General features: G+C 72.3%; 22 protein-coding genes and 1 pseudogene. 11 read left to right on the forward strand and 12 right to left on the reverse strand.

Going from position 1 to position 26,843, the window contains the following annotated elements:
- The first annotated feature begins 3 nt into the window (after window positions 1–3).
- Together ACIBST_RS22995 and ACIBST_RS23000 are read left to right on the forward strand one after the other, a co-directional pair.
- Window positions 4–3,132 (forward strand): glycosyl hydrolase, encoded by a 3,129-nt coding sequence (locus ACIBST_RS22995; RefSeq protein ID WP_397174361.1) that lies wholly within the window; start codon window positions 4–6, stop codon window positions 3,130–3,132.
- A gap of 108 nt (window positions 3,133–3,240) precedes the next feature.
- Window positions 3,241–4,242, forward strand: a complete 1,002-nt coding sequence (locus ACIBST_RS23000) for a LacI family DNA-binding transcriptional regulator (RefSeq protein WP_397174362.1) — start codon at window positions 3,241–3,243, stop codon at window positions 4,240–4,242.
- 54 nt (window positions 4,243–4,296) lie between these two features.
- On the opposite strand, the gene ACIBST_RS23005 is transcribed toward ACIBST_RS23000, so the two are convergent.
- The 5 genes from ACIBST_RS23005 to ACIBST_RS23025 form a co-directional block, all read right to left on the reverse strand.
- Entirely contained in the window at window positions 4,297–5,016 is a 720-nt protein-coding gene (locus ACIBST_RS23005) for a cupin domain-containing protein (RefSeq protein WP_397174364.1), read from the reverse strand.
- Entirely contained in the window at window positions 5,013–5,921 is a 909-nt protein-coding gene (locus ACIBST_RS23010; protein ID WP_397174365.1) for a PmoA family protein, read from the reverse strand. Before ACIBST_RS23010 ends, ACIBST_RS23005 begins: the two co-directional genes overlap by 4 nt.
- Before the next feature lie 276 nt (window positions 5,922–6,197).
- Window positions 6,198–7,382, reverse strand: a complete 1,185-nt coding sequence (locus tag ACIBST_RS23015) for an alpha/beta hydrolase family protein (protein WP_397174366.1) — start codon at window positions 7,380–7,382, stop codon at window positions 6,198–6,200.
- Between the two features lie 226 nt (window positions 7,383–7,608).
- Complete coding sequence (locus ACIBST_RS23020) at window positions 7,609–8,004, reverse strand: STAS domain-containing protein (protein WP_397174368.1); 396 nt, start codon at window positions 8,002–8,004, stop codon at window positions 7,609–7,611.
- Complete coding sequence (locus ACIBST_RS23025) at window positions 8,004–8,387, reverse strand: STAS domain-containing protein (RefSeq protein WP_397174370.1); 384 nt, start codon at window positions 8,385–8,387, stop codon at window positions 8,004–8,006. Before ACIBST_RS23025 ends, ACIBST_RS23020 begins: the two co-directional genes overlap by 1 nt.
- Window positions 8,388–8,615: 228 nt before the next feature.
- On the opposite strand from ACIBST_RS23025, the gene ACIBST_RS23030 reads away from it, so the two are divergent.
- From ACIBST_RS23030 to ACIBST_RS23040, 3 genes are read left to right on the forward strand one after another with little or no spacing between them, the layout of a single operon-like run.
- A complete protein-coding gene (locus ACIBST_RS23030) occupies window positions 8,616–8,933 on the forward strand; it encodes a helix-turn-helix transcriptional regulator (protein WP_397174372.1) in 318 nt (105 codons plus the stop codon).
- A 52-nt stretch (window positions 8,934–8,985) separates the two neighbouring features.
- Complete coding sequence (locus ACIBST_RS23035) at window positions 8,986–9,558, forward strand: dienelactone hydrolase family protein (RefSeq protein ID WP_397174373.1); 573 nt, start codon at window positions 8,986–8,988, stop codon at window positions 9,556–9,558.
- A 51-nt stretch (window positions 9,559–9,609) separates the two neighbouring features.
- Window positions 9,610–9,732 carry a hypothetical protein gene (locus ACIBST_RS23040; protein ID WP_358299463.1) on the forward strand — a complete coding sequence of 41 codons (123 nt, stop codon included), beginning with the start codon at window positions 9,610–9,612 and terminating at the stop codon, window positions 9,730–9,732.
- Between the two features lie 18 nt (window positions 9,733–9,750).
- Here the strand turns inward: ACIBST_RS23040 and ACIBST_RS23045 are convergent, their stop codons facing one another.
- From ACIBST_RS23045 to ACIBST_RS23060, 4 genes are all read right to left on the reverse strand, one after another.
- A complete protein-coding gene (locus ACIBST_RS23045) occupies window positions 9,751–10,236 on the reverse strand; it encodes a DUF4232 domain-containing protein (protein WP_397174375.1) in 486 nt (161 codons plus the stop codon).
- A 44-nt stretch (window positions 10,237–10,280) separates the two neighbouring features.
- Window positions 10,281–11,093, reverse strand: coding sequence for a hypothetical protein (locus ACIBST_RS23050; protein WP_397174376.1), 813 nt, complete (start codon window positions 11,091–11,093; stop codon window positions 10,281–10,283).
- Complete coding sequence (locus tag ACIBST_RS23055) at window positions 11,090–11,281, reverse strand: hypothetical protein (protein ID WP_397174378.1); 192 nt, start codon at window positions 11,279–11,281, stop codon at window positions 11,090–11,092. The genes ACIBST_RS23050 and ACIBST_RS23055 overlap by 4 nt, the downstream gene beginning before the upstream one ends.
- Window positions 11,282–11,450: 169 nt before the next feature.
- Window positions 11,451–14,456 carry a M4 family metallopeptidase gene (locus ACIBST_RS23060; protein WP_397174380.1) on the reverse strand — a complete coding sequence of 1,002 codons (3,006 nt, stop codon included), beginning with the start codon at window positions 14,454–14,456 and terminating at the stop codon, window positions 11,451–11,453.
- Between the two features lie 540 nt (window positions 14,457–14,996).
- Between ACIBST_RS23060 and ACIBST_RS23065 the strand changes: the two genes are divergently transcribed.
- Both ACIBST_RS23065 and ACIBST_RS23070 read left to right on the forward strand, forming a co-directional pair.
- The gene (locus ACIBST_RS23065; RefSeq protein ID WP_397174382.1) at window positions 14,997–15,257 is read left to right on the forward strand and encodes a hypothetical protein; all 261 of its coding nucleotides are present in this window, start codon (window positions 14,997–14,999) and stop codon (window positions 15,255–15,257) included.
- Window positions 15,254–17,545: a hypothetical protein gene (locus tag ACIBST_RS23070; RefSeq protein WP_397174383.1), complete on the forward strand. Its 2,292-nt coding sequence runs from the start codon at window positions 15,254–15,256 to the stop codon at window positions 17,543–17,545. Before ACIBST_RS23065 ends, ACIBST_RS23070 begins: the two co-directional genes overlap by 4 nt.
- A gap of 15 nt (window positions 17,546–17,560) precedes the next feature.
- Here ACIBST_RS23070 and ACIBST_RS23075 read toward each other — a convergent pair whose 3' ends face one another.
- The 3 genes from ACIBST_RS23075 to ACIBST_RS23085 all read right to left on the reverse strand — a co-directional run bounded on the left by ACIBST_RS23075 (window position 17,561) and on the right by ACIBST_RS23085 (window position 23,163).
- Window positions 17,561–18,976, reverse strand: a complete 1,416-nt coding sequence (locus tag ACIBST_RS23075; RefSeq protein WP_397174385.1) for an amino acid permease — start codon at window positions 18,974–18,976, stop codon at window positions 17,561–17,563.
- 90 nt (window positions 18,977–19,066) lie between these two features.
- Entirely contained in the window at window positions 19,067–22,435 is a 3,369-nt protein-coding gene (locus tag ACIBST_RS23080) for an OmpL47-type beta-barrel domain-containing protein (RefSeq protein ID WP_397174387.1), read from the reverse strand.
- A gap of 302 nt (window positions 22,436–22,737) precedes the next feature.
- On the reverse strand, window positions 22,738–23,163 hold the full coding sequence (locus ACIBST_RS23085; protein WP_397174389.1) for a hypothetical protein: 426 nt from the start codon (window positions 23,161–23,163) through the stop codon (window positions 22,738–22,740).
- Between the two features lie 158 nt (window positions 23,164–23,321).
- Between ACIBST_RS23085 and ACIBST_RS23090 the strand changes: the two genes are divergently transcribed.
- The 4 genes and pseudogenes from ACIBST_RS23090 (at window position 23,322) to ACIBST_RS23105 (ending at window position 26,805) form a co-directional block, all read left to right on the forward strand.
- Window positions 23,322–23,972 carry a DUF998 domain-containing protein gene (locus ACIBST_RS23090; RefSeq protein WP_397174391.1) on the forward strand — a complete coding sequence of 217 codons (651 nt, stop codon included), beginning with the start codon at window positions 23,322–23,324 and terminating at the stop codon, window positions 23,970–23,972.
- A gap of 40 nt (window positions 23,973–24,012) precedes the next feature.
- Window positions 24,013–24,384 carry a YciI family protein gene (locus ACIBST_RS23095; RefSeq protein ID WP_397174393.1) on the forward strand — a complete coding sequence of 124 codons (372 nt, stop codon included), beginning with the start codon at window positions 24,013–24,015 and terminating at the stop codon, window positions 24,382–24,384.
- On the forward strand, window positions 24,381–25,619 hold the full coding sequence (locus ACIBST_RS23100; RefSeq protein ID WP_397174394.1) for an RNA polymerase sigma factor: 1,239 nt from the start codon (window positions 24,381–24,383) through the stop codon (window positions 25,617–25,619). The genes ACIBST_RS23095 and ACIBST_RS23100 overlap by 4 nt, the downstream gene beginning before the upstream one ends.
- 186 nt (window positions 25,620–25,805) lie before the next feature.
- Window positions 25,806–26,805: pseudogene (locus ACIBST_RS23105) on the forward strand (winged helix DNA-binding domain-containing protein).
- Window positions 26,806–26,843 lie beyond the last annotated feature (38 nt).

Consider the following 26,843-nt stretch of genomic DNA (forward strand, 5'->3'; position numbering starts at 1 on the left):
CCGATGAAAACACTGTCAGCGCTCCTCCTCGTCACCACCGCGTTAGCCGCCCCGAAACTCCCGTACTCCAACACCTTCGACCCGTGGGCCATCAGCAGGAGCGGCTCGGCCGAGGTCGCCTTCACCGCCACCGCGCAGGGCCACACCGGGTCGGCGGTGCGCATCGTCAACCAGACGCCGAGCAGCCCGAACACCTACGGGCAGCTCGCCCAGACCGTGCCGGTCAAGCCGGGCACGCTCTACCGGTTCACCGCCTGGGTGGCCTCGGAAGGGCTGTCGAAGGCGGCCGCGCTGCAGGCGGTGCTGAGCCCGGACAGCACCCAGCGCTTCAACTTCCCGATGGGCGCCTACGACTGGCGCCAGGTCTCCTGGACCTACACCACCCCGGCCACCCAGACCAGCTTCTCCCTGCGCATCGTCTCCCAGGACGTGACCCCCGGCGTACGGCTGGACGACCTGACCATGACCGAGGACGGCAGCGGCCGGAACCTGCTGGCCAACCCCGGCTTCGAGGAACACTCCACCTACTTCGGGGTCATGAACGACTCCCTGCTCTTCGATCCCGGCAAGGCCGCCCTGGAACTGTTCACCGACGCCCAGAACCCGGCCCCCGCCCCCTGGGCCGTACAGGACGCCCGGGGGGCGCAGGTCGCGAGCGGCACGGCCGCCTTCACCGGCGGGAACAGCGTCGTGGACCTGGCCTCGCTGCCCAACGGCTTCTACACCTTCACCTCCGGGACGCTGAGCACGAGCTTCGGCATCGTGCCGCCGATGCCCGCCGAAGCGGCCGGCTCGCCGTTCGGGGTCGGCCTGCACGGGTACGAGCAGGAGCTCATCGACGGCATCGCGCGCATCGGCTACACCCACTCACGCAACGACGTGGGCTGGTCGGCGGTCGAGAAGCAGGCGGGCGTCTACACCTTCGACCGCTACGACGCCGGATTCGCCGCCCTGCACGCCGCCGGGATCGAGCCGCTGCCGATCTCGGCCTACCGCAACCCGCTCTACGACGGCAACCGCACGCCCAGCTCGCCCGAGGGACTGGCCGCCTACGGACGCTTCACGGCCGCCGTCAACCAGCACTTCGCGAGCTACACCCGGGCGACCGAGGTCTACAACGAGTTCAACATCAACTTCAACGACGGCCTGTGCGGCCGGACCCCCGCCTGTTACGCGCAGCTCCTCCAGGCCGCCGCCGACGCCAAGCCGCAAGGAGCCCGGCTGGTGGGCCCGGCGATCTCCGGCGCCTCGGCCGACTACGTGCGCCAGGTGCTCGAACAGGGCGGTGCGCAGGCGCTGGACGCGGTGTCCGTCCACCCCTACCGCCACCCCACGCCGCCCGAAGGCATGGACACGCAGATGGCGTCGCTGAGCCAGGCCATCGACGCCGCCGCCGGCCGCTCGCTCCCGCTGTGGCTGACCGAGTACGGCTGGCCGACCCACACCGCGGGCGGCACGACCGACGCCATGCAGGCCGACTACCTGGTGCGCTCGGCGGTGCTCTCCCTGGCCGGCGGCGCCGACCGCCTCTACTGGTACGACGCCCGCGACGACGGAACCGATCCGAACAACCAGGAGCACAACTTCGGCGTCTTCGAGGTCCGGCGCGCGACGGCCCGCTACGCCGCCGAGCCCAAGCCGGCCGCGGTCGCGCAGGCGGTGATGGCGGCCGAACTCGCCGGACGCACGATCACCGAGCGGGACACGCTGGACGCGACCACGTACTCCTTCCCCTTCAGGAGCGCCGCGGGCGACCTCGTCCGCGTCATGTGGGCGTCGGACGGCCCGCGGACCGTGACGCTGCGCACCGCCCAGCCGCTCACCCTCACCGACCAGTACGGCGTGCCCGCCAGCCTGAGCCCGCACGCCGGGGCCGTCCAGGTGACCCTGACCGAGCACCCGGTCTACGTCAGGGGCCAGGTCGACTCCCTCGTCCTCGACCCCGCGCCCGCGATCACGCTGAAGACGTCGCCGACCGTCGCCGACGGCGAGGGCATCGAGGTGCGCGCGGTCGTCGACCGCACCGGCCGCAACTGCCGCGCCGTCCCCGCCAAGGTGACGATCACCCTGGACGGGCGGCGCCACGACGTCAAGGTCAAGGGCTGCGGCACCGCCGAGACCGTCTTCGACCTCCCCGCTCCCGCGGGCGGCAAGGCGAGCTGGGTCACCGGCTGGGCCACGACCGGGAACGAGAAGGTGGCACGACTCGCGACGCCGACGATCAGGGTCACCACCCCCGTGGTCGCCGCCATCGGGGTCGACCTCGTCCGCGACGGCGGCTACCGGGCGCAGGCGTCCGTCTCCCTGTCCAACACCTCCCGCAGGACCCCCGTGACGCTCGACGGCATCACCTGGACGCTCGGCAAGGAGTCGGGCACGATCGACGACACCACCACGCTGCAGCCCGGCAAGCAGGTCTCGCACGCCGTCCCGCTCCCGTCGCTGCGCGTGTGGGAGCAGGGCTACCTCGACGTGTCCGTCAGGCTGCGCGGCCGTCCGGCGCTCCAGCTGCGGCAGTCCGTCGGCGCGGGACCGATCGAGCCCGACACGGCCACCACGGTTGCGCCGATCGACCTGGCGGCCGACGCGACCTGGTTCCGCTACACCGCCGACTGGGGCGGTGCCGCCGACCTCGGCGGCCCCGTCCGGATCACGCAGACGGCGACGGGGCTGCGCCTCCAGGCCATGGTCCAGGACGACGTGTTCACCCAGAAGAACCTGGCGGGCAACCTGTACAACGGCGACTCCATCCAGCTCTCCCTGTCGCCCGCGCTCCCCGGCGCCTCCACCGAACGCACCGAGATCGGCCTGGCGCTGACGCCCGGCGGGCCGGCCGCCTACACCTTCGCCGCCTTCGGCATCGCGATCACCGGCCCGACCCCGACGGAACGGCTCGCGGTGACCAGGACCGGCGTCACCACCGCCTACGACGTCGTCCTGCCCTGGCAGAGCCTGGGGCTCAACGGACCTCCGGCCGGGGTGTTCGCGCTGTCCCTGCTGGTCAACGACGACGACGGCCCCGGCAGGAAAGGCTATCTGGAGTGGTCGTCCGGCATCGGCCACAGCAAGGACACCGGCCGGCACTTCCCCGTACGACTCACCAGCGGCCTCCAGGGGTCGTCCGGCTCCTGAGGGCTCCACAAGGGCCGGGGCGACGGCAAGGTGATCGATCACTTCGTCGTCGTGCGGCGCGCGGGCGACCGGCTAGGCTGTGACGCGCAGCGCGAGGAGAGGGGGCCCTTGGACGAGGCTGAGACGCCGCGCCTCACGATCCACGAGGTGGCCCGGCGCGCGGGCGTGTCGCACCAGACGGTCTCCCGGTACTTCAGGAAGAACGAGACCCTGCGACCGGCGACCCGCGCCAGGATCGAGCTGGTCGTGCAGGAGCTCAACTACCGGCCGAACCTCGTCGCGCGTTCCATGCGCACGCGGCACACGAACCGGCTGGCGGTCACCCTGCCCGCCTCCGACTACCTGTGGCCGGCGCGCATGCTCCGCGCCGCCGCGGCCGCGGCGCACGCCGAGGGCTTCCAGCTGGAGGTGCTCAGTGTCGAGGGAGATCCGTCGGCCAGGGCGGAGCGGGTGCTGGAGCTGGCCGGCTCCGGGCAGGTCGAGGGCGTCCTGTCGCTGACGCCGCTGGAGATCGACCCGGCCGCCTCGCCGGTGCCCGTCGTCGTCACGGGCGACTACGACGACCACCTGCGCGGGACGAACGAGCTGGCGGACGCCTCCCCGGTCGAGGAGATCATCGACTATCTCGCCTCGCTCGGCCATCGGGTCTTCTTCCACATCGCGGGCGCGCAGAGCTGGGCCTCGGCCCGCAACCGCAAGCTCGTCTTCGAGCAGACGATCGCGCGCCGCGGGCTCGTCTCGTACGGCGTCGCGCTCGGTGACTGGAGCTCCCGGTCCGGCTACGACGCCGTTCGCGGTCTGCCCGACGGCTGTGGCGTGACCGCCATCGTGGCCGTGAACGACCACGTGGCGATGGGAGCCGTACGCGCGGCGCTGTCACGGGGCTGGCGGATCCCGGGCGACGTCAGCGTGTTCGGCTGGGACGACGAGGAACTGGGACGGTTCGCCACCCCCTCCTTGTCCACCGTGGCGGTGGACAGGGAGGTGCAGGGGCGGGAGGCGATGGCCCGGCTCATCGCGGCGGTGCGCGGCGAGCCCGCGCCGCCGCCGCCCGACCGGTCGATCAACCGGGTCATCGTCCGCGAGACGGCCGGTCCGGCGCCCGCCTGAGCACCGGCCCGCACGCCGGCGCCGAGCCAGCCGCAGGACCCGCCGGCCGCCCGATCAGGGGAGTGGCGCCCACGTGCGCAGCCGGCCGCACATGCCGAAGGCGCGAGGGCCCGGCGCGGGCGTGGTCCGCACCACGGCGGCCTGCCCGAGATGGGCGGGATCACCACCAGCGATCGCGTCGAGCTGTGACGCCGTGCGCTCGGTCTCGGCGGCGACGGTCTCGTCCCACAACTCCTTCCAGGACGCCACCCGGGGACGCACGATCGCCGCCGCCAGCCGATGGAAGTCCGCCAGCGCCTGCCCGCCGCGCTCCTCGGCGTCCGCCACCAGCCGCCGGAACCCGGTGACCGCCAGGTCCCTGCGGGCCCGCGCGGCCGCCGCCCGTTCGTCCTCCGAACAACCCACCGGCAGCGTCGCCGCGGCGAGATAGGCGTCGCGGTCGCGCAGGACGTCGGCGGGGAAGGTGAGCACGGCGTCCCCGGCCTCGGGCAGGCCCGCGTTCTGCATGATCACCAGCAGCCGGAGCCCGTCCTCGTTGACCAGGCGGTGAATCGTCCCGGGCGAGAACCACAGGACCGTGCCCGCTTCGAGCCGGTCGCGGGCGAAGCCGGCGGCGCTGAGGGTGTGCACCTCCCCGCGGCCGGCGGTCACGACGTACGCCTCGGTCGAGACCGTGTGCAGGTGCGGCGTGCCGCCGTGCACACCGTCGGCGCACTCCCAGTCGTAGACCGCCAGATCACTGACCGAGGTGCCGCCGGGGAACAGCGGGGTCACAGCGCGAACTCCGTGCCGAGTTCGTCGAGCTCGGCCCGGTCGCACATGTGGTCGATGAAGACGTAACGGTGCGCGAGTTCGAGGGTGTCGCCGTCGGCCAGAGCGATCTCCTCGTCGAAGGAGGGGGAGGGGCTGATCACGGCGAACGCCTCGCTGCGGACGAACCACTTGATCGGCGCCGGCGCGCTGGAGTGCCCGGCGACGGCCAGCACGGTCCCGCCGCCGTCGATCCCGTCGTGCTGCCCGACCACGGCCAGCCATGGCGCCTCGACGCCCATCATCTCCTCGCCGCCCAGACCGTCGGCCCCGATGATCGTGCCACCGGTCCAGGACCTGGGGCCGCGCCAGAAGTAGCCCGCGTACCCGGCCATCGGCCGGCCGTGCGTGGTGGGGCTGCCGAAGTCGAGCGTGGCGCCGCGGACGTTGTGCAGCGACGTGGTGAAGTCCAGGGCCCAGAGGCCGCGCGCGCGGTCCACGCCGTGGAAGACCTGGCGGCGCTGCTCGGTGATCCAGTGCTCGCCCCGGGCCGAGAGCCAGTGCAGGCTCTCCTCGACCACGACCCGCTTGCCGTCGGAGGTGACGTCGGTGAAGGCGAGGTGGTTGATGTGGCCGTGGTTGTCCTGCCAGTGGTAGTCCCGCTCCGCCGAGAAGGTCGGGCCGCCCCAGAAGTTCTGCCCCGACAGGTGCGCCCACGTCATCTGCAGGCCCTTGTGCCAGCGGTGGTCGTGCGGTCGGTAGACCGACATGGGCGCGCCGGACAGGCTGCGGATGGGGTGGAGGTAGGGCTTGGGTGACTCGGCGTCGGGAGCGTCCGGCTGGTGGACGTACCGGGCGATCCGCACGGCTCCGGCGGTGATGGCCAGGGCGTCGTCCTCTTCGCGGATGGCGAGCGTGGTGTCGGGCATGGGCGGGTCCTTCTGCTGGGGGCGGAGGGCGGCGGCGGGCGGAGCGTGGCCGCCGCCGGGGAAGTGCATGGCCGGTGCGTGGCCGGACCGCCGCTCCCGGTCTCCCGCCGGCCGCGCCACGACGCCGCGCGGAGAGGGGCCAAGAGTGATCGATCACTTTTGCTTGATCAAGCTATGCCGACCGCTCCTCGGGGTCAAGCCCGTGCCCAGGGCTCATGGCGGGGTTCCGGCCGGCGGCAGCGCCGGCTCGGACGTCACGAGGTCAGGCCAGGGAACTCAGCGGGCGATCACCTGCACCTCGGGGAACCGTGAGGACGGCTTGCCGAGCAAGGTGCCTTCGCGTCGAAGATGCAGATCGAAGAAGGCCCTGGTGTAGGCGCGGGTGACGGCCACGGAACGCGCCGCAGAAAGCGTCCCGTTCACCGCTCGCAACTGCTCCTTCGACAGGCCCATCGCCGCGGCCGCCTGCTCGTACACCACTGGCAGGTCGGTATAGGAATTGTGCTTGGCGCCGTTGGTCCGCACGTGCAGCCGCCAGCCCTTCAGCCGGGACCAGAAGGCCTTCTGCCCCCGGATGGGCTTGTCGAAGATCTCGGCCTCCATGAGCATGTACGGCTTGGCCAACCCCTTGGCGGCCACCTTGCCGAGGGCGGGTCCGTCCAGGTTCAGCACCGCCTTGATCCGCCGGTCCTCCAGCATCGTCGCGGCGGCCGTCGCTCCTCCGGCGGAATGGCCGAACATCCCGACTCTGCCCAGGTCGAACGCGCCCCGCAGCCCCTCGGGCAGCGTCCGGCGTTCAGCGTCGGGGTTCTGCCCCTTGTTCAGCTCCTTGAGCCGGTCCAGCACGAAGCGCGCGTCGGCCACCCGCACCTTGATCTCTTCTGCCTTCTCCGCCAGCCGGCTCACCGGGACCGGCTTCAGCACGCGGCCGGTGACCGTGCCGTCGGGGAACTCCACCTCGCCGGCGTCGCCCGGATGGTCGATGGTGACCACCATGTAGCCCCAGCTGGCCAGTTCCTCGACCGTGGTGGTGTTCATGGAACGGTCGGCGCCGTTGCCGGGCGAGAACAGGACGACGGGCAGCCCCCGGCCGGCCACGCGGGCCCCTTCGCGGCCATGGGTCAGGGGCAGGCCGACAGCCGCGGGCGACAGGCCGTTGCCGCGGTAGAAGGCCTCGGCGGCGCGAGGTGGCAGCCAGGGTGCGGCGGGGTGGCCGTCCGGACGGCGCGTGGGGTACCACAGGCTGACCATCAGCTCACGCCGGTCATGGGCCTTGATCCACGGGTCGGCCCTGGAGCCGTCACGCAGGTGCAGTGTGACAGTGCCGATCTCGCGTGGGCCCGTCGGCTGCGGCAGGGTCACGGTGACGGGCTTCGACCTGGCCTGTACGGCGGGTCCGGTGAGCAGGAGGCCGACCGTCACCGCGGCGGCCAGACCCCGTCGGAGAAGTGCGTGATTCATGACCGCCACGCTAGGGAGGCGCAGCGCGCAAAAACTCCGTACCGGAGATGATTTCGGCACTCATGCACATGAACGAAGCCGCCGTCCACCTGGAGGGGAGGGCACGGCCGGCTGGGCCTGGACACCGAGTGCACTTCCTGCTAGCGACGGCGAATGTCGTCGAGCAGGTGGTGGGGCAGCACCCGTCTTCGGCGGCCGTCGATGACGACCGGCGGCCACGCGACGGTCAGACGGCCTCGGAAGGCTCGGCGGGCTCGTCCGGCTCGCCGGGCCCCGCGTCCCGGAGCGCCTCCACCACGGTGACGGCCTGGGAGAGGCGGTCGTGGATCGTCACGAGCTCGACGGTGCCGGTGATCTCCAGCAGCCGGGACACCGTGGGGTGGAGGCCGGCCAGGTGCACGTCGACGCCGTGCGCGCGGGCCAGCGTGGCGGCGGCGAGCAGCACGGACAGGCCGGAGCTGTCGAGGAACGTCAGCCGGTGGGCGTCGATGATCAGGTGCTCGTCCAGGCTGCGGCGCACCTGGTCGAGGTAGGTCTCCAGGTGGCCGGAGGCGGTGGCGTCGACCTCGCCGGCCACCGTGATCACGGTGATCCCCGGCAGGTAGCTGCTGGCCAGGTGCATCACAAGCGCTCCACATCATCCGGCAGCCGGTCAGGCCGGGCGTCCGCGGCCGCGCCGACGGCCTCCTCCACGCAGGCGTGGATGTGCAGCGTGTCCCACACCCCGGTGATCTGCAGGATGCGGGCCGGGATGTCGCGTACGGCGGCCAGGCGCAGGCTCCCGCCCGCGTCGTGGACGTCGTCGTGCGCCCGCAGCAGCACGTGCAGGCCGCTGCTGTCCATGAAGGTCAGCTCGCCCAGGTCGAGGATCACGGACCGGCCGGGGCGATGGGCGTCGCGGATGGCGGACTCCAGGCTTTCGGCGTTGGTGGCGTCGAGCTCACCGGAAACCGTGACCAGCGCGCCGGCCGGAACCGGCCGGCAGTTCATGCTGAGCACTGACATGGCGGCCTGGTGGCGGCGCTCGGCGCGACGGCGAGGTACGTCTGGGTGGCGGACATCTGTTGTTCCCCAAGTGGGCCTGGCCGGTCGGGACGGCGTCGGAGCCGCCCCACGACCCAAGGTTAGGGGCGAAGAGGGTTGCAGGAAAGAGCTTTCGTCATAAGATCTTCAGGTAAGCATTTCCGTCCGCCCCGCGGATCCGGGACGTCCAGGCAGAAAGCGTCAGAGGCTGTGCCCGACCCTGAAGACCATCCGGCGACGTGGACGTTCCTGACCCATCACGCCCGCGTGCTGGTGGAGATCGCCCGTGACCCCGACGCCCGGCTGCGCGACATCGCCGCCCGCATCGGCGTCACCGAACGCACGGTCCAGAACATCGTCTCCGACCTCTACCAGGCCGGCTACCTGACCCGCGAGCGGATCGGCCGGCGCAACCGCTACAGCCTCGATCTCGACCGGCAGTTCCGCTACCCGACCGAGGCCGGGCTGCCCGTCCGCCTGCTGATCGACATGTTCACCGCCCACGACCTGCCCGCCGACCACGGCTGACCCGCCGCCACCGGGGCCGGGCCTGCTCGCCCAGGGCCGCTAAGCTGCGCGTATGGCGCGGATTCTCCTCCTGCACTCGATGTACGGCCTGCGGCCCGCCGTCCACCAGGCCGCCGACAGGCTCCGGGGGGCGGGGCACGAGGTGCACGTCCCCGACCTCTACGACGGTCGCGTCGTCGACACGCCCGAGGAGGGCATCGCGATCAAGGAGGAGATCGGCAGCGAGGAGCTGCTGAAGCGGGCCATCACGGCGGCGGCCCCGCTGTCCGGCGACGGCCTGGTCTACGCCGGTTTCTCCCTCGGCGCGGCCATCGCGCAGAACCTCGCGCTGGGCGACGAGCGCGCCCAGGGGCTGCTGCTCATGCACGGCACCTCCGACATGGCCGAGGGCGCCGCCGCCGACGACCTGCCGGTGCAGCTGCACGTCGCCGACCCCGACTTCTACGAGCCGGTCGACTGGCTCAACGCCTGGTACCTCCAGATGCGCCGGGCGCGGGCCGACGTCGAGGTCTTCCGCTACCCGGGGGTCGGCCACCTGTTCACCGACCCCGGCCTGCCCGACTACGACGCCCCGGCCGCCGAGCGCGCCTGGGCGGTCGCCCTCGACTTCGTCGCCGGCCTCTGACCCCTGCCCAGGCCCCGGTACGACCCCGGCCGCCCCGGGTAGGGGCCGGGCATGAGGTTCGGGAACTGGGAAGTGCGACCGCTGGGCGGCTGGCCGGGCTGCCTGGCGATGATCCTGATCTCGCTGCTGCTGTCGGCCGTCCTCACGGTCGTCGTCAACTGGCTGCTGCGCTGACCGGCCCCCGTGCGGGCGTCAGGCCAGCGGGGTGACGTCGAGCCGTCCGGCGTCGCACACCTGGCCGGCGTCGAAGGGCACGTTCAGGTACGACTGTTCGTCGGGCGGGATGACCAGCAGGCGGGCGGGGGCCGGGCAGGCGGTCTCGGCGCCGGTCTCGACGGCCGTCCAGTGCAGCGTGGCGCGGGCGCTGCCGCCCGGCTTGACCGTCACCCGGTGCTTGGGGCCGGCGGTGCGGCGGACGCGGGTGCGCAGGGTGTCGCCCTGCTTGTCGATCATGATCAGGCCGGGGTGGCCGTACAGGGTGCAGGGAGTGCGTGAGCCGTTGGTGAACACCAGCGGCGCGTTCCTGTTGCCCGCGCCGGCGTCGATCGCGCCCAGGCGCACCTGGAGCTGGGCGGCCGAGCAGCGGCGGACGGGGGCGGACTCGCCGGCCAGCGCCGGCGCGGCCCCGCCCGCCAGCAGCAGCCCGGCCACGAGCGTGGCGGTGGTGAAGCGTCTCATGTGGTGTTCGACGCAGGAACCGCGGTGAAAGTTACGCCCGGCCGTCAACTCGTCCGTCCAGCAGCGTCAGGACGACGGCGGAGGCGAGGAAGGCGGCGCTGAACCACCGTCAGCGCCGCCACGGTCGCCCGCACCGGGCGGACGGTGCCGCGCAGGACGGTCACCAGCACGAGCAGCGCGACCCCGCCCACCCCCGCGAGCAGGTCGAACCCCAGCCACGCCAGCGCCGCCGGCACGCTGACGGCGCCCTCGGCGACCACCTGCTCGACCGCGCCCCTGGGGCCGATCCAGAACGGCATCCCGCCCGCGAGGTTGACGGCCGCCGGGACCAGCGGTAGCACCACCGCCGGTGCGATCAGCCACCACGGCCGGGCCGGGATCCGCGCGGGCGGACGCCGGGGCCCGAACGGCGACGCGGGCAACCCGGCCAGCTCGTGCGCCGAGCGCGCCTGCCACGCCAGGCCGACGACGCCGAGCGCGCGGAGCCCCCAGAAGGTCAGCACCGCGAGCGGCACGGCGTCGGAGGACGCGAACGACGCCGGCTGGACGAACGACGTGGCCAGCGACAGGACGCCCAACGCCACGGTCGTCCGGCTCCAGCGCGGATCCCGCGCCTGGGCCGTCAGCAGCAGCGCCAGCCACGCCATCCCCGGCACGCCGTGCAGCAGGGCGACGTCGAAGAAGATCATGCCAGGCTGGAACAGCAGGGCCTGGGAGAGGGTGAGACCGAGGCCGGCGAGCACGCCCGCCGCTCCCAGGGCGAGCATGAGCCACCGCGCCCAGGCCGGAAGAGCGCCGCCCACCGCCCGGGAGAACAGCCAGACCATCGCCCCCTGGACGATCGGCAGGGCGATCAACCGACCAGCACCAGCAGCGGCGCCAGCCACGAGGAGACGTCCGGGCTCGGCCCCCACCAGCCGGCGACGGCGAACCAGAGCAGGGACACCTCGCCGGTGACCAGCGCGAAGACCCCGAGGCCGCCGACGAGGACCACGTAGGCCACCGCGAAGGGCATCGCGACCAGGCCGAAACGGTAGCGGCGCACGGGCACTCCACCCAGAACAGGGGAACGGGGCGCCCACCCTACTGAAGGGGCCCGAACTTGATCAAACAGTGCCGGAGCGTCCGGAAACCAGAACGGAGGGGGTCCGGTGGGACCCCCTCCGCTCCGGCCCTCAGTCACCCCCCGGGTACGTGGGGCGCCGGGCGGACCGTCATCCGATCCGCTGCCACAGAGCCGGGACGACGTCGGGCGTCCAGTCCGGCTGCGAGGTGTGGGCGATCACGCAGCGGTAGCGGACACCCTGGTAGGTGACCTCGTCGCCGGCGTTGTAGGAGTGCCATTCCTGCCAGGTGTCACCGCCGCCGCCGCCGTTCACCGTCAGCGAGAACGACGTGCCGTGGCTGGCGGAGCCGTTCGCGTTGAGGGTGATCGTGTACGTCTGCGCCGGCGTGCTCGACGACGTGGTCACCGTCACCGTGGACGACTCGCCCGAGTTGATGGACGACGGGCTGAAGGTCACGGTCGCGCCCGGCGGCACGCCGTCGGCCGCCAGCGTGAGCGGGATCGGCCGCCCGGTGGTGACCTGCGTGCTCAGCGTGGTGGTCGCCGTCGCGCCCGCCGTGACGGTGGCCGACGACGGGTCGGCGGCGACGGTGAAGTCGCCCGCCGGCGTGCCGCCGGTGACCGTGAGCGCGTAGCTCGCCGTCTGCGTCTGGGCCGTGCCGGTGGCCGTCACGGTGATCGGGTACGTGCCGTTCTTCGCCGTCGCGGCCACCGTGAAGGTCAGCCTGGACGACTGGCCCGACTGGATCGTGGCCGGGTCGAAGGCCGCGGTGACGCCGTTCGGCAGCTTGGCCGCCGACAGCATGACCTGCTGGGGCTGCCCGCCGGTCGTCGCCGTGTTCACGGTGGTGGCCGCGGTGCCCCCGGCCGTCGCGGTGCCCGCCTCCGGGTCGAGCCGGACGGAGAACGCGTCCGGGTCACCGGGCCGGGAGACGGTCAGCGTGTAGTTCTGCGTCTGCGTCTGGGCCGTGCCCTGGGCGATCACCTGGACGGTGTACGTCCCGGCCGGCACGGAGGACGCCGTCGCGAGCGTCAGCGCCGACGACTGGCCCGACTGGATCGTGGCCGGGTTGAACTGGGCGGTCACGCCCGCCGGGAGGGTGCCCGTCCTGAGCTGGATCTGCTGGGCGTTGCCGCTCGTGGTCGTGGTGGTCAGCGTCGAGGCGGTGCTGCCGCCCGCGTCCACGGACCCCGACGTGGGGCTGAGCGCCAGCGAGAACTGGTCGGGGATCGGCCGGTTGACGGTGAGCGAGTAGTTCTGCGTCTGCGTCTGGGCCGTGCCCTGCGCGGTCACCTGGACGGTGTACGTCCCGGGGGTCGCGTTCGCCGCCACGTTGAGGGTCAGCGTGGACGACTGGCCCGACTGGATCGTGGCCGGGTTGAACTGGGCGGTCACGCCCGCCGGGAGGGGGCCCGTTCTGAGCTGGATCTGCTGGGCGTTGCCGCCGGTCGTCACCGTGCTCAGGGTCGTGGCGGCCGAGCCGCCCGGGTCGGCCGCGCCGGAGCCGGGGCTCACCTGCAGCGAGAAGGTGTCCGGGTTGGCCACGCAGGTCGGGTCGCTGGTGCCCCGGACGCTCACGGCGTCCCAGGCCGACTTGACCGCGTTGAACTCCACGCAGCTGTTCGGGAACAGCGCCTTGGCGGCGTTGAGCGAGGCCACCCGCGCCTTGGCGTGGGTCCACGGCTGCGTCTTGGCCTGCAGCGTGCCCATGAAGATCTTGCCGGCCTTCTGGATGCCGATGCCGGTCACCGAGGACGGTCCGCCGGAGCAGATCGGGCTGCTGGGCTTGCCTCCGCCGGGGTTGTTGCCCTCGGCCAGCAGGTAGAACCAGTGGTTCTGGGGCCCGGCCGCCGCGTGCACCTCGGTGGTGGGGAGGGCGGTGCTGTAGCAGTTGGGGTCGCCGACCTGCGACGGGTTGTACATGTACCGGATCGGGCCGTTACCGACGAGGTTGACCTCTTCGCCCACCTGGTAGTCCGGCGGGTCGTTCGGGTTGTTGGCGTACGCCTCGGTCAGCGCGCCGAAGATGTCGCCCGTGGACTCGTTCAGGCCGCCGACCTCGTTGTTGCCGGTGTCGCCGCCGGGGGTGTTGGTGAAGACCGAGTGGCCGAACTCGTGGCCGACGACGTCCATCGGGGTGGCCTGCTGGTTGCCGGCCTGGTTGTGACCGAAGGTGGTGTACGAGCCGTTCCAGAACGCGTTGACGTCGTTCAGCCCGACCCGGATGGGGAACGAGCGGCCCGTCCCGCTGTGGCCGTTGCGGCCCAGCCAGTCGCGCAGCATGTTCCATTCCATCTGGGCGGCGTACAGCGCGTCCACGCAGGCCGTCTCCAGGTCGGTGCCCGAGCCGTTGCCCCACGAGTCGCTGCTCTTGGTGTAGGCCGACCCGTTCTGGCCGCCGCACTGCAGGCCCGGCCTGGTGGTGTCCACCATCCGGTACGAGCCGGCCGAGCCGCTGGTGTCGATCGTCACCGTGCCGTCGTAGAAGCCGCGGCCGGTGCCCTCGTGCACCTTGTCGAACTTGTCGATCAGCGAGCCGGAGCGCGCGTCCACGAACACGTCGAGGATGCTGGGCCTGCCGGTGGCCGTCCGCCCGGTGACCTGGACCCGCCAGGCCAGCTTGGGGGTGGCGGTGGTGGCGTGCACGACCAGCTTCGCCGTGGTGACCTCGTCCACCTGCGGCAGGAGGGCTCTGGCGGTGGCCGCCGCCTGCCTGGCCGTGACCGAGGCCTCGGTGCCGACCTTGATCTTCGCGGTCTGGCCGGTGACCACCTGCTGGATCACCTGGCCGGCCCGGTCGGTGCCCACGACGACCTCGCCGCCGTAGACGGGCAGGCCCTTGTAGGTGCGTTCGTAGGTCAGATATTGCAGGCCGTAGGTTCCGGCGACGTTGGACGAGAGAGTGAAGGCGTCGCCGGAGCCCTTGTGCAGGCGTTCGGCTCCGGCAGCGAGTGCCGCGTCGGCGTTCACTTTCGCGCGGTCGCGCGATTTGGCGTCCGCCGGCGCGAACGCCGGGGGTTCTGCCTTGGCGACGGTGGTCGCCGCGGTGGATAAGTGCGCCTGCGAGGTGGCGCCGGCGGCGCCTGTCATCGAGGCGGTAAGGGCCGCCGCCGCCAATACGGCGATGGCGCCCGACTTGAACGTGCTGTTCACTCTGGGTGACTCCTCTCACATGTCCCCGGGGGTGTGGGGATCGAAGGAGCCCTTTGGCTGGGGCTTGATTAAAGCTGTCACCCAGGGAGGTCAGGCGAACAGCTCACAAATTTCCATAACGCCACGGTATGCCGGGGGCACCGGCAGATCCGGCTCCAGAAATCCTTGATCTTCAGCAAATAGACGCTGATATCCTCCGAAAAAAGGGCGGGGCTTGAAGGGCGGTGAGCACACGTGCGGCACGCACCGGAGACGGCAGACCGGATCCACGCCTGGAAGCGGATCGCCCTCAACGCCCCGGACCCGGAAACCGAGCCGCTACGCCCGAAACCGGAAGCCGACGCCGCCCTTACACCGGCCCCCGCTTCGACCGCCGCCCCTGCTCCCGCCCCGGCCCTCACTTCGGACCCTGCTTCGGACCTCGCGTCGAACCTCGCCTCGGCCCCCGCCATGACGTCGGTTTCGGCCGCTCCACCACCGGCTGCACCACCGGTTGCTGCACCGGCCACCGCATCGGCCCCTGCGGCGGTCTCCGTATCGGTGGGCGCGCTGCCGGGGGTGCCCGAGCAGCCCGAGCGGTGGTCCGGCACGCTGACGTCCGGCCAGGTCCTGCTGGTGGGCACCGACGGCTTCGGTGATCCGCTGGGCGACGGGGACGTCCGGGTCGGTGCGCTGTTCGCCGAGCATCTGGCCGAGCCGCCGTCCCCGCTGCGGCTGGCGCACCTGCCCGGCTTCTCCGGGGAGGCGTTCGACGGTGACCGCACGCCGCTGGCCCCGTGGCCGAGGGACGCGGCCCGATGAGCGACTCGACAAACGACCGCCCGGCGAACGGCCCGGCGAACGGCCCGGCGAACGGCCCGGCGAACGGCCCCCCGAGCGGCACTGACCGGGCGGATCTCGTCCTCGGACGGCGTCTCGCGCAGGGCAGCAGGGGCACGGTCCATGAGGTGCCCGGCCGCCGGATCAACGGCCAGTTCGAGGTCGTCTACAAGGAGTACGACCCCGCCATCCTGCCCGGACTCGACGCGGACGTCCTCACCGAGATGGCCGGACTGATCGGGCGGCTACCCGGATGGGACGCGGCCTGGTTGTGCGACAAGGCCGCCTGGCCCGCCGAGATCGTCGTGTCCGACGGCGCGGTCCGCGGCTTCCTCATGCGCTCGGCGCCCCACCGGTTCTCCTTCGACCTGCGCACGCCATCGGGAACCGAGCGCCGACCAGCCACGATGCAGCTCCTGCTCGACGACGCCCACGACCCTGCCCACGTCAGCGCCGACGGCCCTGCTCACGGCCCTGCCCACGTCGGCGCCGACGGCCCTGCCCACGTCGGCGCCGACGGCCCTGCCCACGTCGGCGCCGACGGCCCTGCGCACGTAGGCGCTGACGACCCCGCCTACACCGGCGCCCATGACGGCGCCCATGACGGCGCTCACGGCGGTGGCATCGGTCGGCGGGTTGGTGACCGTGACCGCCTGCTGTTGTTGGCCGATCTGGCTGACACGCTCGCCCGCCTGCACACGATGGGCATCGTCGTCGGCGACCTGTCGCCCGAGCACCTGCTGTTCGCCACGGAGGGCTCCCCGGAGTGCTTCCTCATCGGCTGCGACGCGCTGCGGCTCGCCGGGGCTACGGCATTACCCGAGGTGGAGACGCCCGGCTGGGAGATCCCCGCCGACGAGCCCGAGGGCACGCCGCAGGCTGACGCCTACAGGTTCGCGCTGCTGGCCGTACGGCTCCTGGCCCGCGACCGGACCTCCACGGACCCCGGCCGGCTGGCCGCCGTCGCCCCCGGGGCGGCGGATCTCGCGGCAGCGGCCTTTCACGGGCCAGCGGACGAGCGGCCGCGTCCGGAGCGGTGGGCGGAGGAACTGCGGCAGGCCGCCTCGTCGGCCACGACCGCGCCCGCCCAAGCACCGCCCCCACGACCCCCGCACCTACCACCGCCACCTCCGCCGCCACCTCCACTGGCGCCTCCGCCGTCACCTCCACTGGCGCCTCCGCCGTCATCCCCGCCGTCGTCCCCTTCGTGGTTGTCACCGGCACCGCCGCAGGGCCCACCGCTTCTGCCGCCGCCGTCACCTTCGCTGCTGTCATCGGCGCCATCGGAGGGGACGCCGCTTCTGCCGCCGCCCTCACCCTCAGTCCTGCCGCCGGTACCGCCGCAGGGGCCGCCGCTTGTGCCGCCGTCCTCGCCGCTGCCGCCGCCGCAGGGGCCTTTGGGGCCGCCGTTTTCCGGGGCTGGGGGGCCGCGCCCGTCCGGTGCTGGTCTCAGTACGGGGATGAAGGTCGGGCTCGGGGCCGGTGTGGGAGTGGTCGGGGTGGTGCTTGCTGTGGCGGCTGCGGTGTTCGTGGTCTCCGTGGTGAAGGATCTCGGCGCGGGGCGCGGGGGCAGCGGGCTGACCGTGGCGTCCTCCGGCTCGCCGGACGCGGTCGTCCCCACGCCGTCGCCGTCGCCGTCATCGGCCGATCCGGGGCAGAGCGAAGAGCCCACCGTCACGCCCACGCTTGAGCCGCCCACCGAGGAGCCGTTCGACCCGGGGGACCTCGACCGCCAGGACACCGACCCGACCCCGATCACCCCGAGCGCCCTGCTGCCCGGCTCCTTCACCACGGCCAAGGGCGTGCGCTACACCCTCCGGTCGAGCGGCGTGGACAAGTGCCCGGACGCCTACCACGCGGCCAACGTCCGCTCGGTCCTGCGCAAGGCGCGCTGCTCCAAGATGGTCAAGGGCTCGTACGTCAACCCCGGAGCCCCGGGGAACAAGCGCATCATGGTCTCGGTGTGGGTCGTGCCGCTGAAGAACGACGGCCGGGCCGACACCGCGTACGCCCGGCTCGACGACGCCTACGCCGACGCCTGGGGGATCGTCTGCCCCAGGAAGGGCCCCGGCTCCGGGCTGTGCCACTCGACGAGCTGGAGCAGGGCCCAGACCTGGGGATGGGTCGGCTACACCCACCGCTACCTGCTGCACACCATGGCCGTCTACACCAACCGCGCCAACTCCACCAGCACCCGGCCGTGGCTCAAGGACGCCTCCAAGGCCGCGTACAAGGCGATCGGCCCCAAGGTCTACCAGGACACGAACTGAACCCGCCGCTGGACGTCAGTCGCGGCGGTTCAGCGCCGAGTGGCGGCGCCCGTAGGCGAAGTAGATCACCAGCCCGATCACGAACCACACGACGAACCTGAGCCAGGTCAGCGGCTCCAGGAACGTGATCAGCCACAGGGAGAAGAGCACCCCGATCGCCGGCACCACCGGCATGCCCGGCATGCGGAAGCCGCGCGGCAGGTCGGGACGCCGGTAGCGGAGCACGATCACCGCCGCGCAGACCACCACGAAGGCCAGCAGGATGCCGATGTTGGTCAGCTCCGCCGCCTCCCTGATCGGCAGGAACCCGGCGATGAGCGCGGAGCCGACCCCGACGATCCAGGTCACCCTGGACGGCACGTGCCGTACGGGGTGGAGCTTGGCGAACCAGGACGGCAGCAGCCCGTCCCGGCTCATCGCGAACCACACGCGGGTGACGCCCAGCATGAACGTGAACATGACGGTCAGGATGCCGACGATGGCGCCCACCGCGATGACGCTGGCCAGCCCGGTCAGCCCGACGGAGGCGAACGCCGAGGAGAAGCCGCTCTCGGGGTCGATGTCCTGGTAGTTCTGCATGCCGGTGAGCACGAGGCAGGCCAGCACGTACAGGACCATCGAGATGGCCAGGGAGTAGAGGATGGCCTTGGGCATGTGCCGCTGGGCGTCCTTCGACTCCTCGGCCGCCGTGCTCATGGCGTCGTAGCCGAAGACGGCGAAGAACACGGTGGCCGCGCCGGTCACCGCCCCGCCGAACCCGTAGGGGAAGAACGGCGTGTAGTTGGCGGTCTTGATGTAGAAGAAGCCGACCACGATCACCAGCAGCACCACCGCGACCTTGATCGCGACGACGAACGTCTCGAACCGGGCGGCCGACCGCATGCCGAGGTTGAGCAGGAACGCGATGAACAGGCACAGGATCCCGGCGAACAGGTCCACGACGTGTCCCGGCCCGGTGCCCGGCGCGCCGAGCATCCAGGCGGGCAGGTCGATGCCGAGCTGGCCGACGAGGAAGCCGAAGTACCCCGAGATGCCGATCGCCACGACCGCGACGATGGCGGTGTACTCCAGCAGCAGGTCCCAGCCGATGAACCAGCCGACGATCTCGCCGAGCACCGCGTAGCCGTACGTGTACGCCGATCCGGCCTTCGGGATCATGCCGGTGAACTCGGCGTAGGAGAACGCGGCGGCGGCGCTGGCGATGCCGGCGATCAGGAACGAGATCACGACGGCGGGCCCGGCGGTCTGGTTGGCGACGGCGCCGGCCAGCGCGAAGATGCCGGCGCCGATGATGCCGCCCACCCCGATCGCGGTGAGCTGCCAGAGCCCGAGCACGCGGTTGAGCTCGCCCTCGTGCTCGGTGGCGATCTGTTCTACCGGTTTGCGGCGGAATATCCCGGACCCGCCGCCGAAGCCTCGCGCAGACGTCATGGCGGGGTCCTGCCCTGACAGGAAGCCCGCCATGCGCATGACGGCGGAAGTCGGACAGACCAGCTCGAAGGAGCCGGTCCGTCCGCTTTCCTAGCCGGCGCGTCCCACGGTGACCTGGGCGCGGGTCTCGGTGGCGTTGCCCGCGCGGTCCACCGCCCGGTAGGTGATCGTGTAGATCCGGTCCTGGCCGCCGTCCCGCTCGGCGCGCAGGGCGAAGGACGTGTCGGCGGTGCCGGTTGCGGCCTCGCGCACGTCGTCCCGGGCATCGCCCTGGGAGCTGGTGATCGAGACCAGGGTGACGGTGACGGGCCCGGCGTCGGACGCCTTCAGCGCCACCTTCACCGGCGCCAGCCTGCGGTTCGGCGGCCACAGCCGGGCGGGGTCCGGCGTGACGGTCAGGGTGGGGGCCGTCGCGTCGATCCGGACGGTGACCGACTTCGGCTCCTCGACGTTGCCCGCCTGGTCGGCGCTGCGGAAGGCCAGCACGCTCTCCCCTTCGCGGTCCACCCGGACCGGGGCCGTGTAGGGCTGCCAGGAGCCCTCGCCGAGCCGGTACTCGGTGCGCGCCACGCCGGAGCCCGCGTCCGCGGCGGTCAGGACGACCTCCACGGGCCCGTCCGACCAGCCGGCGGGCACACCGGACGCGGTGGTCACCGGCGGCTCGCCGTCCTCGTTCGCGGGAGCGGAGTGGATCTTGAAGCCGTCCACGATGAAGTACGAGCCGTCCTTCTTGACGCCCTTGAGCGTGTGCGGGCCGGGCGCCAGCCCGGTCCTGGTGTAGACGACCTTCTGGTACTCCCGGGTCGGGTTGCCGTTGTCGATGGTGGCGTCGAGCTTGCCGTCCAGGTAGAGGTCGACCTTGCCCTCGTCGGAGTTGACCTGGGCGATGTACTCCACGCCGGTGCCGTGGAAGGCCAGCTCGAAGGAGTCGCCGTCGGTCTGGGTGGCGTGCAGGTCGTCGAGGGTCGAGCCGCCGCCGCCGCGCCGGTCGTTCTTCCAGTCCCAGCCCTCGCCGGTGTAGGTGACGCCGGAGACGTTGTCGATGGTCTCCACGCCGTACGCCTTGGTCAGGCTCAGGTCGGTCAGCGCCTGCGCGCGCCAGACCTTCAGCGGCACCGGACGCCCGGCGGGCGTGCGGTTGTAGACCTTCCAGAAGCTGTCGCGGCCGGTGACCTTGGTCCCCGCGATCTCCCTGATCACGTCGCCGGTGCGCAGCCCCTGCCCGTGGGCGTGGGACCCGGCCGGGACGGCGGCCAGGAACAGGCCGTCGTAGTCGGTGAGCCCGACCGAGGACTTCACCTCGTCGCTGTGGACCTCGGTCGCCGTCGCGCCCATGAGCGGCTCGGCCAGGTTGCCGATCGTCATGCCGGTCTCGGGCTCGCGCCAGGTGAGCGGCGGCGGCGTGGGCGAGCCGGGCTTGCCGAACCCGGTCATCGGGAACGGCTGGAAGCCCAGCGCGAGGGCGGGGGAGCCGGCCTTGAGCGTGTAGTCGAGCTTGGCCGGGTCGGCGTACGGGCTCTGCCCCTCGAACAGCGGGTCGGCGACCACCGAGCGGGTGTCCAGCCCGCGGGCCCGCCAGGCGGCGGTGATGTCGGCGACCGGCTTGCCGTTGTTCCAGAACAGGTTGTCGTCGTAGACGGTCCCGGAGGTGGACGGGTCGCTCTGGATGAAGTCGTAGGGGTCGTCGGTGACGAAGATGTTCTTCTCCACGACGTCGCCGTTGCTCGCGTAGGAGACGTGGAAGTGGCCGCCGCCGTTGACGAAGATGTTGCCGCGCACGGTCCTGAAGAAGCCCTCGCGCAGCTTCACCCCGCCGTTGAGCAGCAGGTTCCCGGTGACCTCGTAGTTGGAGGAGCCGTCGTCGAGGTCGACGTCCCAGTGGGAGGAGTGCCGGATCCGGTTGTGCCGGATCTTCGTCGTCTCCATCGCGTCGAGCTTGGCGTACGCCTTCTTCTGGGCGTCCCCGGCGGTCAGCGGCCAGAAGCGGTCGCGGCCCCAGGTGTTGATCGGCCCGTGGTCGGAGGTCTCCTTCACGCAGTCGAAGATGTCGTTGTCCTCGATGACGTGGCCGCCCCAGGTGCCGTCGTTGACGTCGACGCAGGCGCGCGGGCCGTCGTGCACGGTGTTGCCGGACACCGTCACCCGGCGGCTCATCGAGATCTGCACGCCCGAGCTCTGCTTCTCGAACCGGCCGTTGCGGGTCATGTGGTTGCCGCTGATGGTGATGTCGCGCGGGTAGTCCTCGGTCTTCGGGCCCGGCGTGGTGTCGGTGATCGTGCGCCGCATGTCGTCCCAGGTGGACGGCTCGCGGACGGCCGCCGGCGAGCCGACGACCGCCACGTCGCTGGCCCCCGACTCGCGGAACTCGCCGCCGGAGACGACGTTGCCGTCGGCGTAGCCGTCCATGAAGACGGCGTTGCCGCCGACCTGGTCGAACCGCGCGTCGCGGATGGCGACCCGCTGGGTGTTGCGCAGGTAGACCGCGCCGGCGCGGACGATGGCCCAGTCGCCGAGCTGCAGTCTCTCGTACGGGCGGCTGAACAGCGTGCGGTGGGTCTGGGTGAAGGTGAACCCGGTGAAGGTGAGGTCGCGCACCGGCGCGGACGGCGAGTCGCCGACGACCCGCACGAGCTCCTCGCGCTCGGCGGTCTCGACGCGGGCCTTGGCCGGGTCCAGGCCCGCGGGCGGCTGGAGGTAGAGGCGGCCGGCGTCCTTGTCGTAGAACCACTCGCCGGGAGCGTCCAGCTCCTCCAGGACGTTCTCCACCATGCGCTTCTGCGGATGCAGGCCGTCGCCCCGGTTGTTGTCGCCGACCCACTTCAGGATCGGGACGCCGCCGGCGCCGACGCCGGTCACCTTGAACGAGTTCCCACCCCATTCGCCCTGGTGCAGCCCGCGGACCAGCGCGGTCGTGGGGTTCTTCCAGCGGGCCACCCGTTCGGGCGAGATCGCGTCGGCGGCGTACCCGTCGAGCACGGCCTCCTGGGGATCGGCGTTGGGGTAGCGGGCCAGGACCTGCCGGGCGCCGTCGAGGAAGAGCTCGTCGAAGTCGAGGCCCGCGCCGATGTCGGCCACCAGGGTCGCGCCCTGGTACGGGGTCCAGGCGGGGGTCAGCCGGCGTCCGCCGCTGAGCACGACCTGCTCGCCGGCGGCGGCCTCGTAGACGGCCCCGGAGTCGGCGGGGGTGAAGGTGAGGGGCTCGGCGAGGTGGTAGACGCCGCCGCGGACCCGTACCCGGGGCGGCTCGGGCGCGGTGGGCAGCACCGCGCGCACCGCGCGCTGGGCGCGCTCGATCGTACGGAACGGCGCCGCCTCGGTGCCGGCGGCGCCGTCGTCGCCGTCGGGGGAGACGTGGAAGACGGTGCCGGCCGCCTGGGCGGAGGCGGGGGTGAGAGCGGTCAGTCCGGTCGCGGCGAGAGCCGCCGCGAGGAGCAGCCGCCAGGGCTTGCCATGGCGCACAAGGGCCTCCAGTCGGGGGATGGCCCTCATTGTGGCCAACCCCTCAGACGAAGGCGATCACGCCAAGGTCACGTTTCATCCGATCAATTCACTCTTGCTGGCTTATATTGCGACGGAAATGATGATTTGTCCTCCAGGTGATCGGATCTCTTCGGATGCCGCCGGACCGGTGTGGGCGTCTGTTCCGGCGAGGGCCGTACGGGCGCGCATTGTGTGGTGAGGCCGGAACGGCTCGCCCTGGGCCGGTGGCGGCGGGCCGTCTCGAACGGCTCGCCGCCACCGCGGGTTCCCCCGGTCAGGCGTCAGACGCGCGTCGAGGTGGAGGCGTACCCGCCGCCGCCGGGGTAGACCCACTCGCCGGTGAGCGTGGCGCCGTCGGCGTCGAAGACGCCCTGGTAGTAGGCCGGGCCGCCCTTGGCCCCGGCCCAGATGGTCAGCCGGTCGCCGTCCAGCTCGTAGACGTAGTCGAAGGTGTTGCCCGCCGAGTCGTAGTAGCGGGACACCACGTCCGCCCCGGTCGGCTCGCCGAACGGACGCAGGTTGCCGATGACCTCGATGCCGGTGACCGGCTCGCCGAACTGGGTGAGCTCGACGTGCTGGACGAGGAAGAACCGTCCGGGCAGCCACTCGTAGCGCACGGTCCCCTCGGCGCCGCCGGTGACCTTCCAGGTGCCGACCAGCCGGTCCAGGGCCTTCAACTCGGGGCTGGGCTGCTGGGTCTCGATCATGTTGTCCTCCTTCGTGGGTGCTTCACCGGTACCTCGGAGGCGTCTGCCGGGCTTTGACGGGGAGTCGCTGTGATGTGAATCACACTCCACCGGCGTCAAGAACCCCGATCCGGGTCCGAGGTAACGAGCGGGAAACCCACCGACAAGGGAGGACGTTCATGACCGCCACCACCGCAACCGGCGTTCCCGTCCGCAGAAGCGCCCGGACGTCCGGACGCCTGCTGCTGGCCGGGGCGCTGGCCGGGCCGATCTTCTTCGCCTCGGCGACCGCGCAGATGCTCACCCGTGAGGGCTTCGACCTCACCCGCCACCCCATCAGCCAGTTGGCCACCGGCGACCTGGGGTGGATCCAGATCCTCACCTTCGTCCTCGCGGGGACGGGGGCGCTGGCGCTGGCCGCCGGCATCGCGCGCACGCTCACCGAAGGGATCGGGCGGCGGGCGCTGCCGATCCTGGTGGGCGTCTTCGGCGCCGGGCTGGTGGCGGCCGGGATCTTCACCATGGACCCCGAGAAGGGCTTCCCGGCGGGCACGCCTGACGGGCCGGTCGCGCAGATGTCCTGGCACGGCGTCGCGCACTCGGCCGCCGCCGCCGTGGCCTTCACCGCGCTGGCCGCCGCGGCCGCCGTGATGAGCGTCCGGTGCGCCCGCCGCCGGGCGGTGGCGAGCGCCGTGCTGAGCGCCGTCGCCGCGCTGGTGCTGCTGGTGCCGATGTCGCCCGACCGCATGAGCGTCCAGATCGCGGTGAACGGGCTGGTCGCCTTCACGTGGACGACCGTCCTCGCGGTGTCGCTGCGGCGCGCCGCCTGAGGGGAACGTAACATCGGCTACGACGATCAAGGGATTGACCATGAAATACCTGCTGCTCGGCTACACCCCGGCCGCCGCGTGGGACGCGGCCGCCGCCGACGTCCCCTCCGAGGAGGCGCTGGCCGCCTTCGCGGCCTACCAGAAGCTGGAGCGGGAGCTGATCGCCTCCGGCGAGTTCGTCAGCAGCGAGGGCCTGGGACACCCGGCGGTCAGCACCACCGTCCACCGCGTCGGTGACGAGGTGGTCGCCACCGACGGGCCCTTCGCCGAGCTCAAGGAGGTCCTGGCCAGCTTCGCCGTGATCGACGTGGCCGGCAAGGAGCGGGCCGTGGAGATCGCCGCGCGCATCGTCGAGGCGCTCGGCGAGCCGATCGAGATCCGCCCGATCATGGGTGCGGACTTCGGGGCGTGAACGGCGAGCTTGAGCACCTGCTGCGCACCGAGGCGCCGCAGGTGCTCGGCGCGCTGGTCCGCCGCTTCGGCCGCTTCGACATCGCCGAGGACGCGGTGCAGGAGGCGCTGCTGACCGCCGGCCGTGCCTGGCCGATCGAGGGCGTCCCGGACAACCCGCGCAGCTGGCTGATCCGCGTCGGGTACCGGCGCATGGTGGACCTGCTCCGCTCCGACCAGGCCCGCCACCGCCGCGAGCTGCGGGCCGGGGTGGCCGACCTGGCCATGCAGGAACCCGGACGCCGGGCACACCCCGCGGCCGGGAGCGACGACAGCCTGACCCTGCTGCTGCTGTGCTGCCATCCCGCGCTCGACCCCGCCTCCCAGGTGGCGCTCACGCTGCGCGCGGTCGGCGGCCTGACCACCGCCGAGATCGCGCACGCCCACGGCACGACCGAGCCCACCATGGGCGCCCGGATCAGCCGCGCCAAACAACGGCTGGCCCGCGCCGGAGCCCGCTTCACACCGCCCACCGACGCCGACCGCGACAGCCGGATGACTGCCGTGATGCGGGTGCTCTACCTGATCTTCAACGAGGGCTACACCGCCACCGCGGGCGACCGGCTCGCCCGGGTCGACCTGACCCGCGAGGCCATCCGGCTGACCCGCATGCTGCACGCCACGCTCGCCGACGACGCCGAGGTGACCGGCCTGCTGGCGCTGATGCTGCTCACCGAGTCCAGGCGCGCCGCCCGTACGGACGGCGGCGACCTGGTCCCCCTGGACGAGCAGGACCGCACCCGGTGGGACCGCGACCTCATCGACGAGGGCACCGCCCTCATCGACGGCGTCTGGAACCGCGGCCCGGCGGGCCCCTACCAGCTCCAGGCCGCGATCGCCGCCGTGCACTCCGCGGCCGCCGCGCCCGAGCGGACCGACTGGCCCCAGATCGCCATGCTGTACGTGTGGCTCGAACGGCTCACCCCCACGGCGCCGGTCCAGCTCAGCCGGGTGGTGGCGGTGGCCCACGCCTACGGACCGGCCCGCGGCCTGGCGCTCCTGGACGACCTCAACCGCCGCCACCACCTGGACCGGCACCCGCTCACCAGGCAACGGGAGCACGCGGTCCGCGCCCACCTGCTCCAGATGACCGGCGACACCACGCGGGCCGCCGCGCTCTACCGCCGGGCAGCCGGCCTGACCGCGAACCAGGTCGAGCGGCGTTACCTGCTCGGCAGGGCCGGCGACCTCGGCTGAGCGGAACGAACCTGTCCGCCTGTCCTTCTACGGTGAGGGGAACGCACCGAGGAGGAATTCGTGATCGAACTGTCGTGGCCGCAGGTCAGCGCGCGGCGTCTGGAGCGGGCGCACCTGGCCGCACCCGCCGCCGACAAGGGCCAGGCCGCCGTCGTGGCCGCCATGTGCGGGGCGCACGCCCAGGTCATGTCGGCGGCCGAGCTCTCGATCGGCCTGCGGCTCGACGGTGTCACCCGCGCCCACGTGCGCGAGGCGTTGTGGGACGAGGGGACCCTGGTCAAGACGTACGGGCCGCGCGGAACCGTGCACCTGCTGCCCGCGGCCGACCTGCCCATGTGGCTGGGCGCCCTGTCGTCGCTGCCCGCCGGGCCCGGCGGGGCGGAGGGCGTCCGGTTGACGGCGGAGCAGACCGACCAGGTCGTCCAGGCCGTCCGCGACGTGCTGGCCGGGGCCGACCTGACGATCGACGAGCTGAGCGACGCGGTCGTCGCGGCCACCGGGCCGTGGGCGGGCGACCTGGTCATGCCCGCGTTCCAGGGCATGTGGCCGCGCTGGCGGCAGGCGATGGCCACCGCGGCGCACCGCGGGGCGTTCGTGTTCGGGCCGGTCAGAGGGGCGCAAGGTCACCTACCGCGCCGCGCCGGCCGGGTCTGTGCCGCCGGACGGGCGGGCCGGCCTGGTCAGGGCCTACCTGGCCGCGTACGGACCGGCCACCCCGGCCCAGTTCGCCCAGTGGATCGGGGCGCCGGTGCGGTGGGCGGCGGAGGCGTTCGCGTCGGTGGAGACCGAGGAGGTGTCGTTCGACGGGCGTCCGGCACGGGTGCTGCCGGGGGACACGGCGGTGCCGGACGGGCCGCCGCGCGGCGTGCGCCTGCTGCCGTACTTCGACGCCTACCTGATCGCGGGCCGGCCGCGCGAGCTGCTCTACCCGGGCCCGGCCTGGCAGCGGGCGTTGTCCGGCGGGCAGGCGGGCAACTTCCCCGTGCTGCTCGTGGACGGCGAGGTGCGCGGGGTCTGGCACCAGCGGCGCTCCGGCGGCCGGATCGACGTCACGGTCGAACTGCTGTCCGGCCTGACCGCCGCCCAGCGCGCCGAGCTGGACGAGCAGGTCGAACGGGTGGCGGAGATCCTGGAGGGCAGGCCGCGCCTGACCCTCGGCCCGGTCACCGTGGGCGCGCACGCCTGAGCGTCCGGACCGGCGGAGCTGGCTGGACAAAGCGTCCG

Origin of the sequence: Nonomuraea sp. NPDC049684 (assembly GCF_044465345.1) — a bacterium.
In the GTDB taxonomy this organism is placed as follows: Bacteria; Actinomycetota; Actinomycetes; order Streptosporangiales; family Streptosporangiaceae; genus Nonomuraea.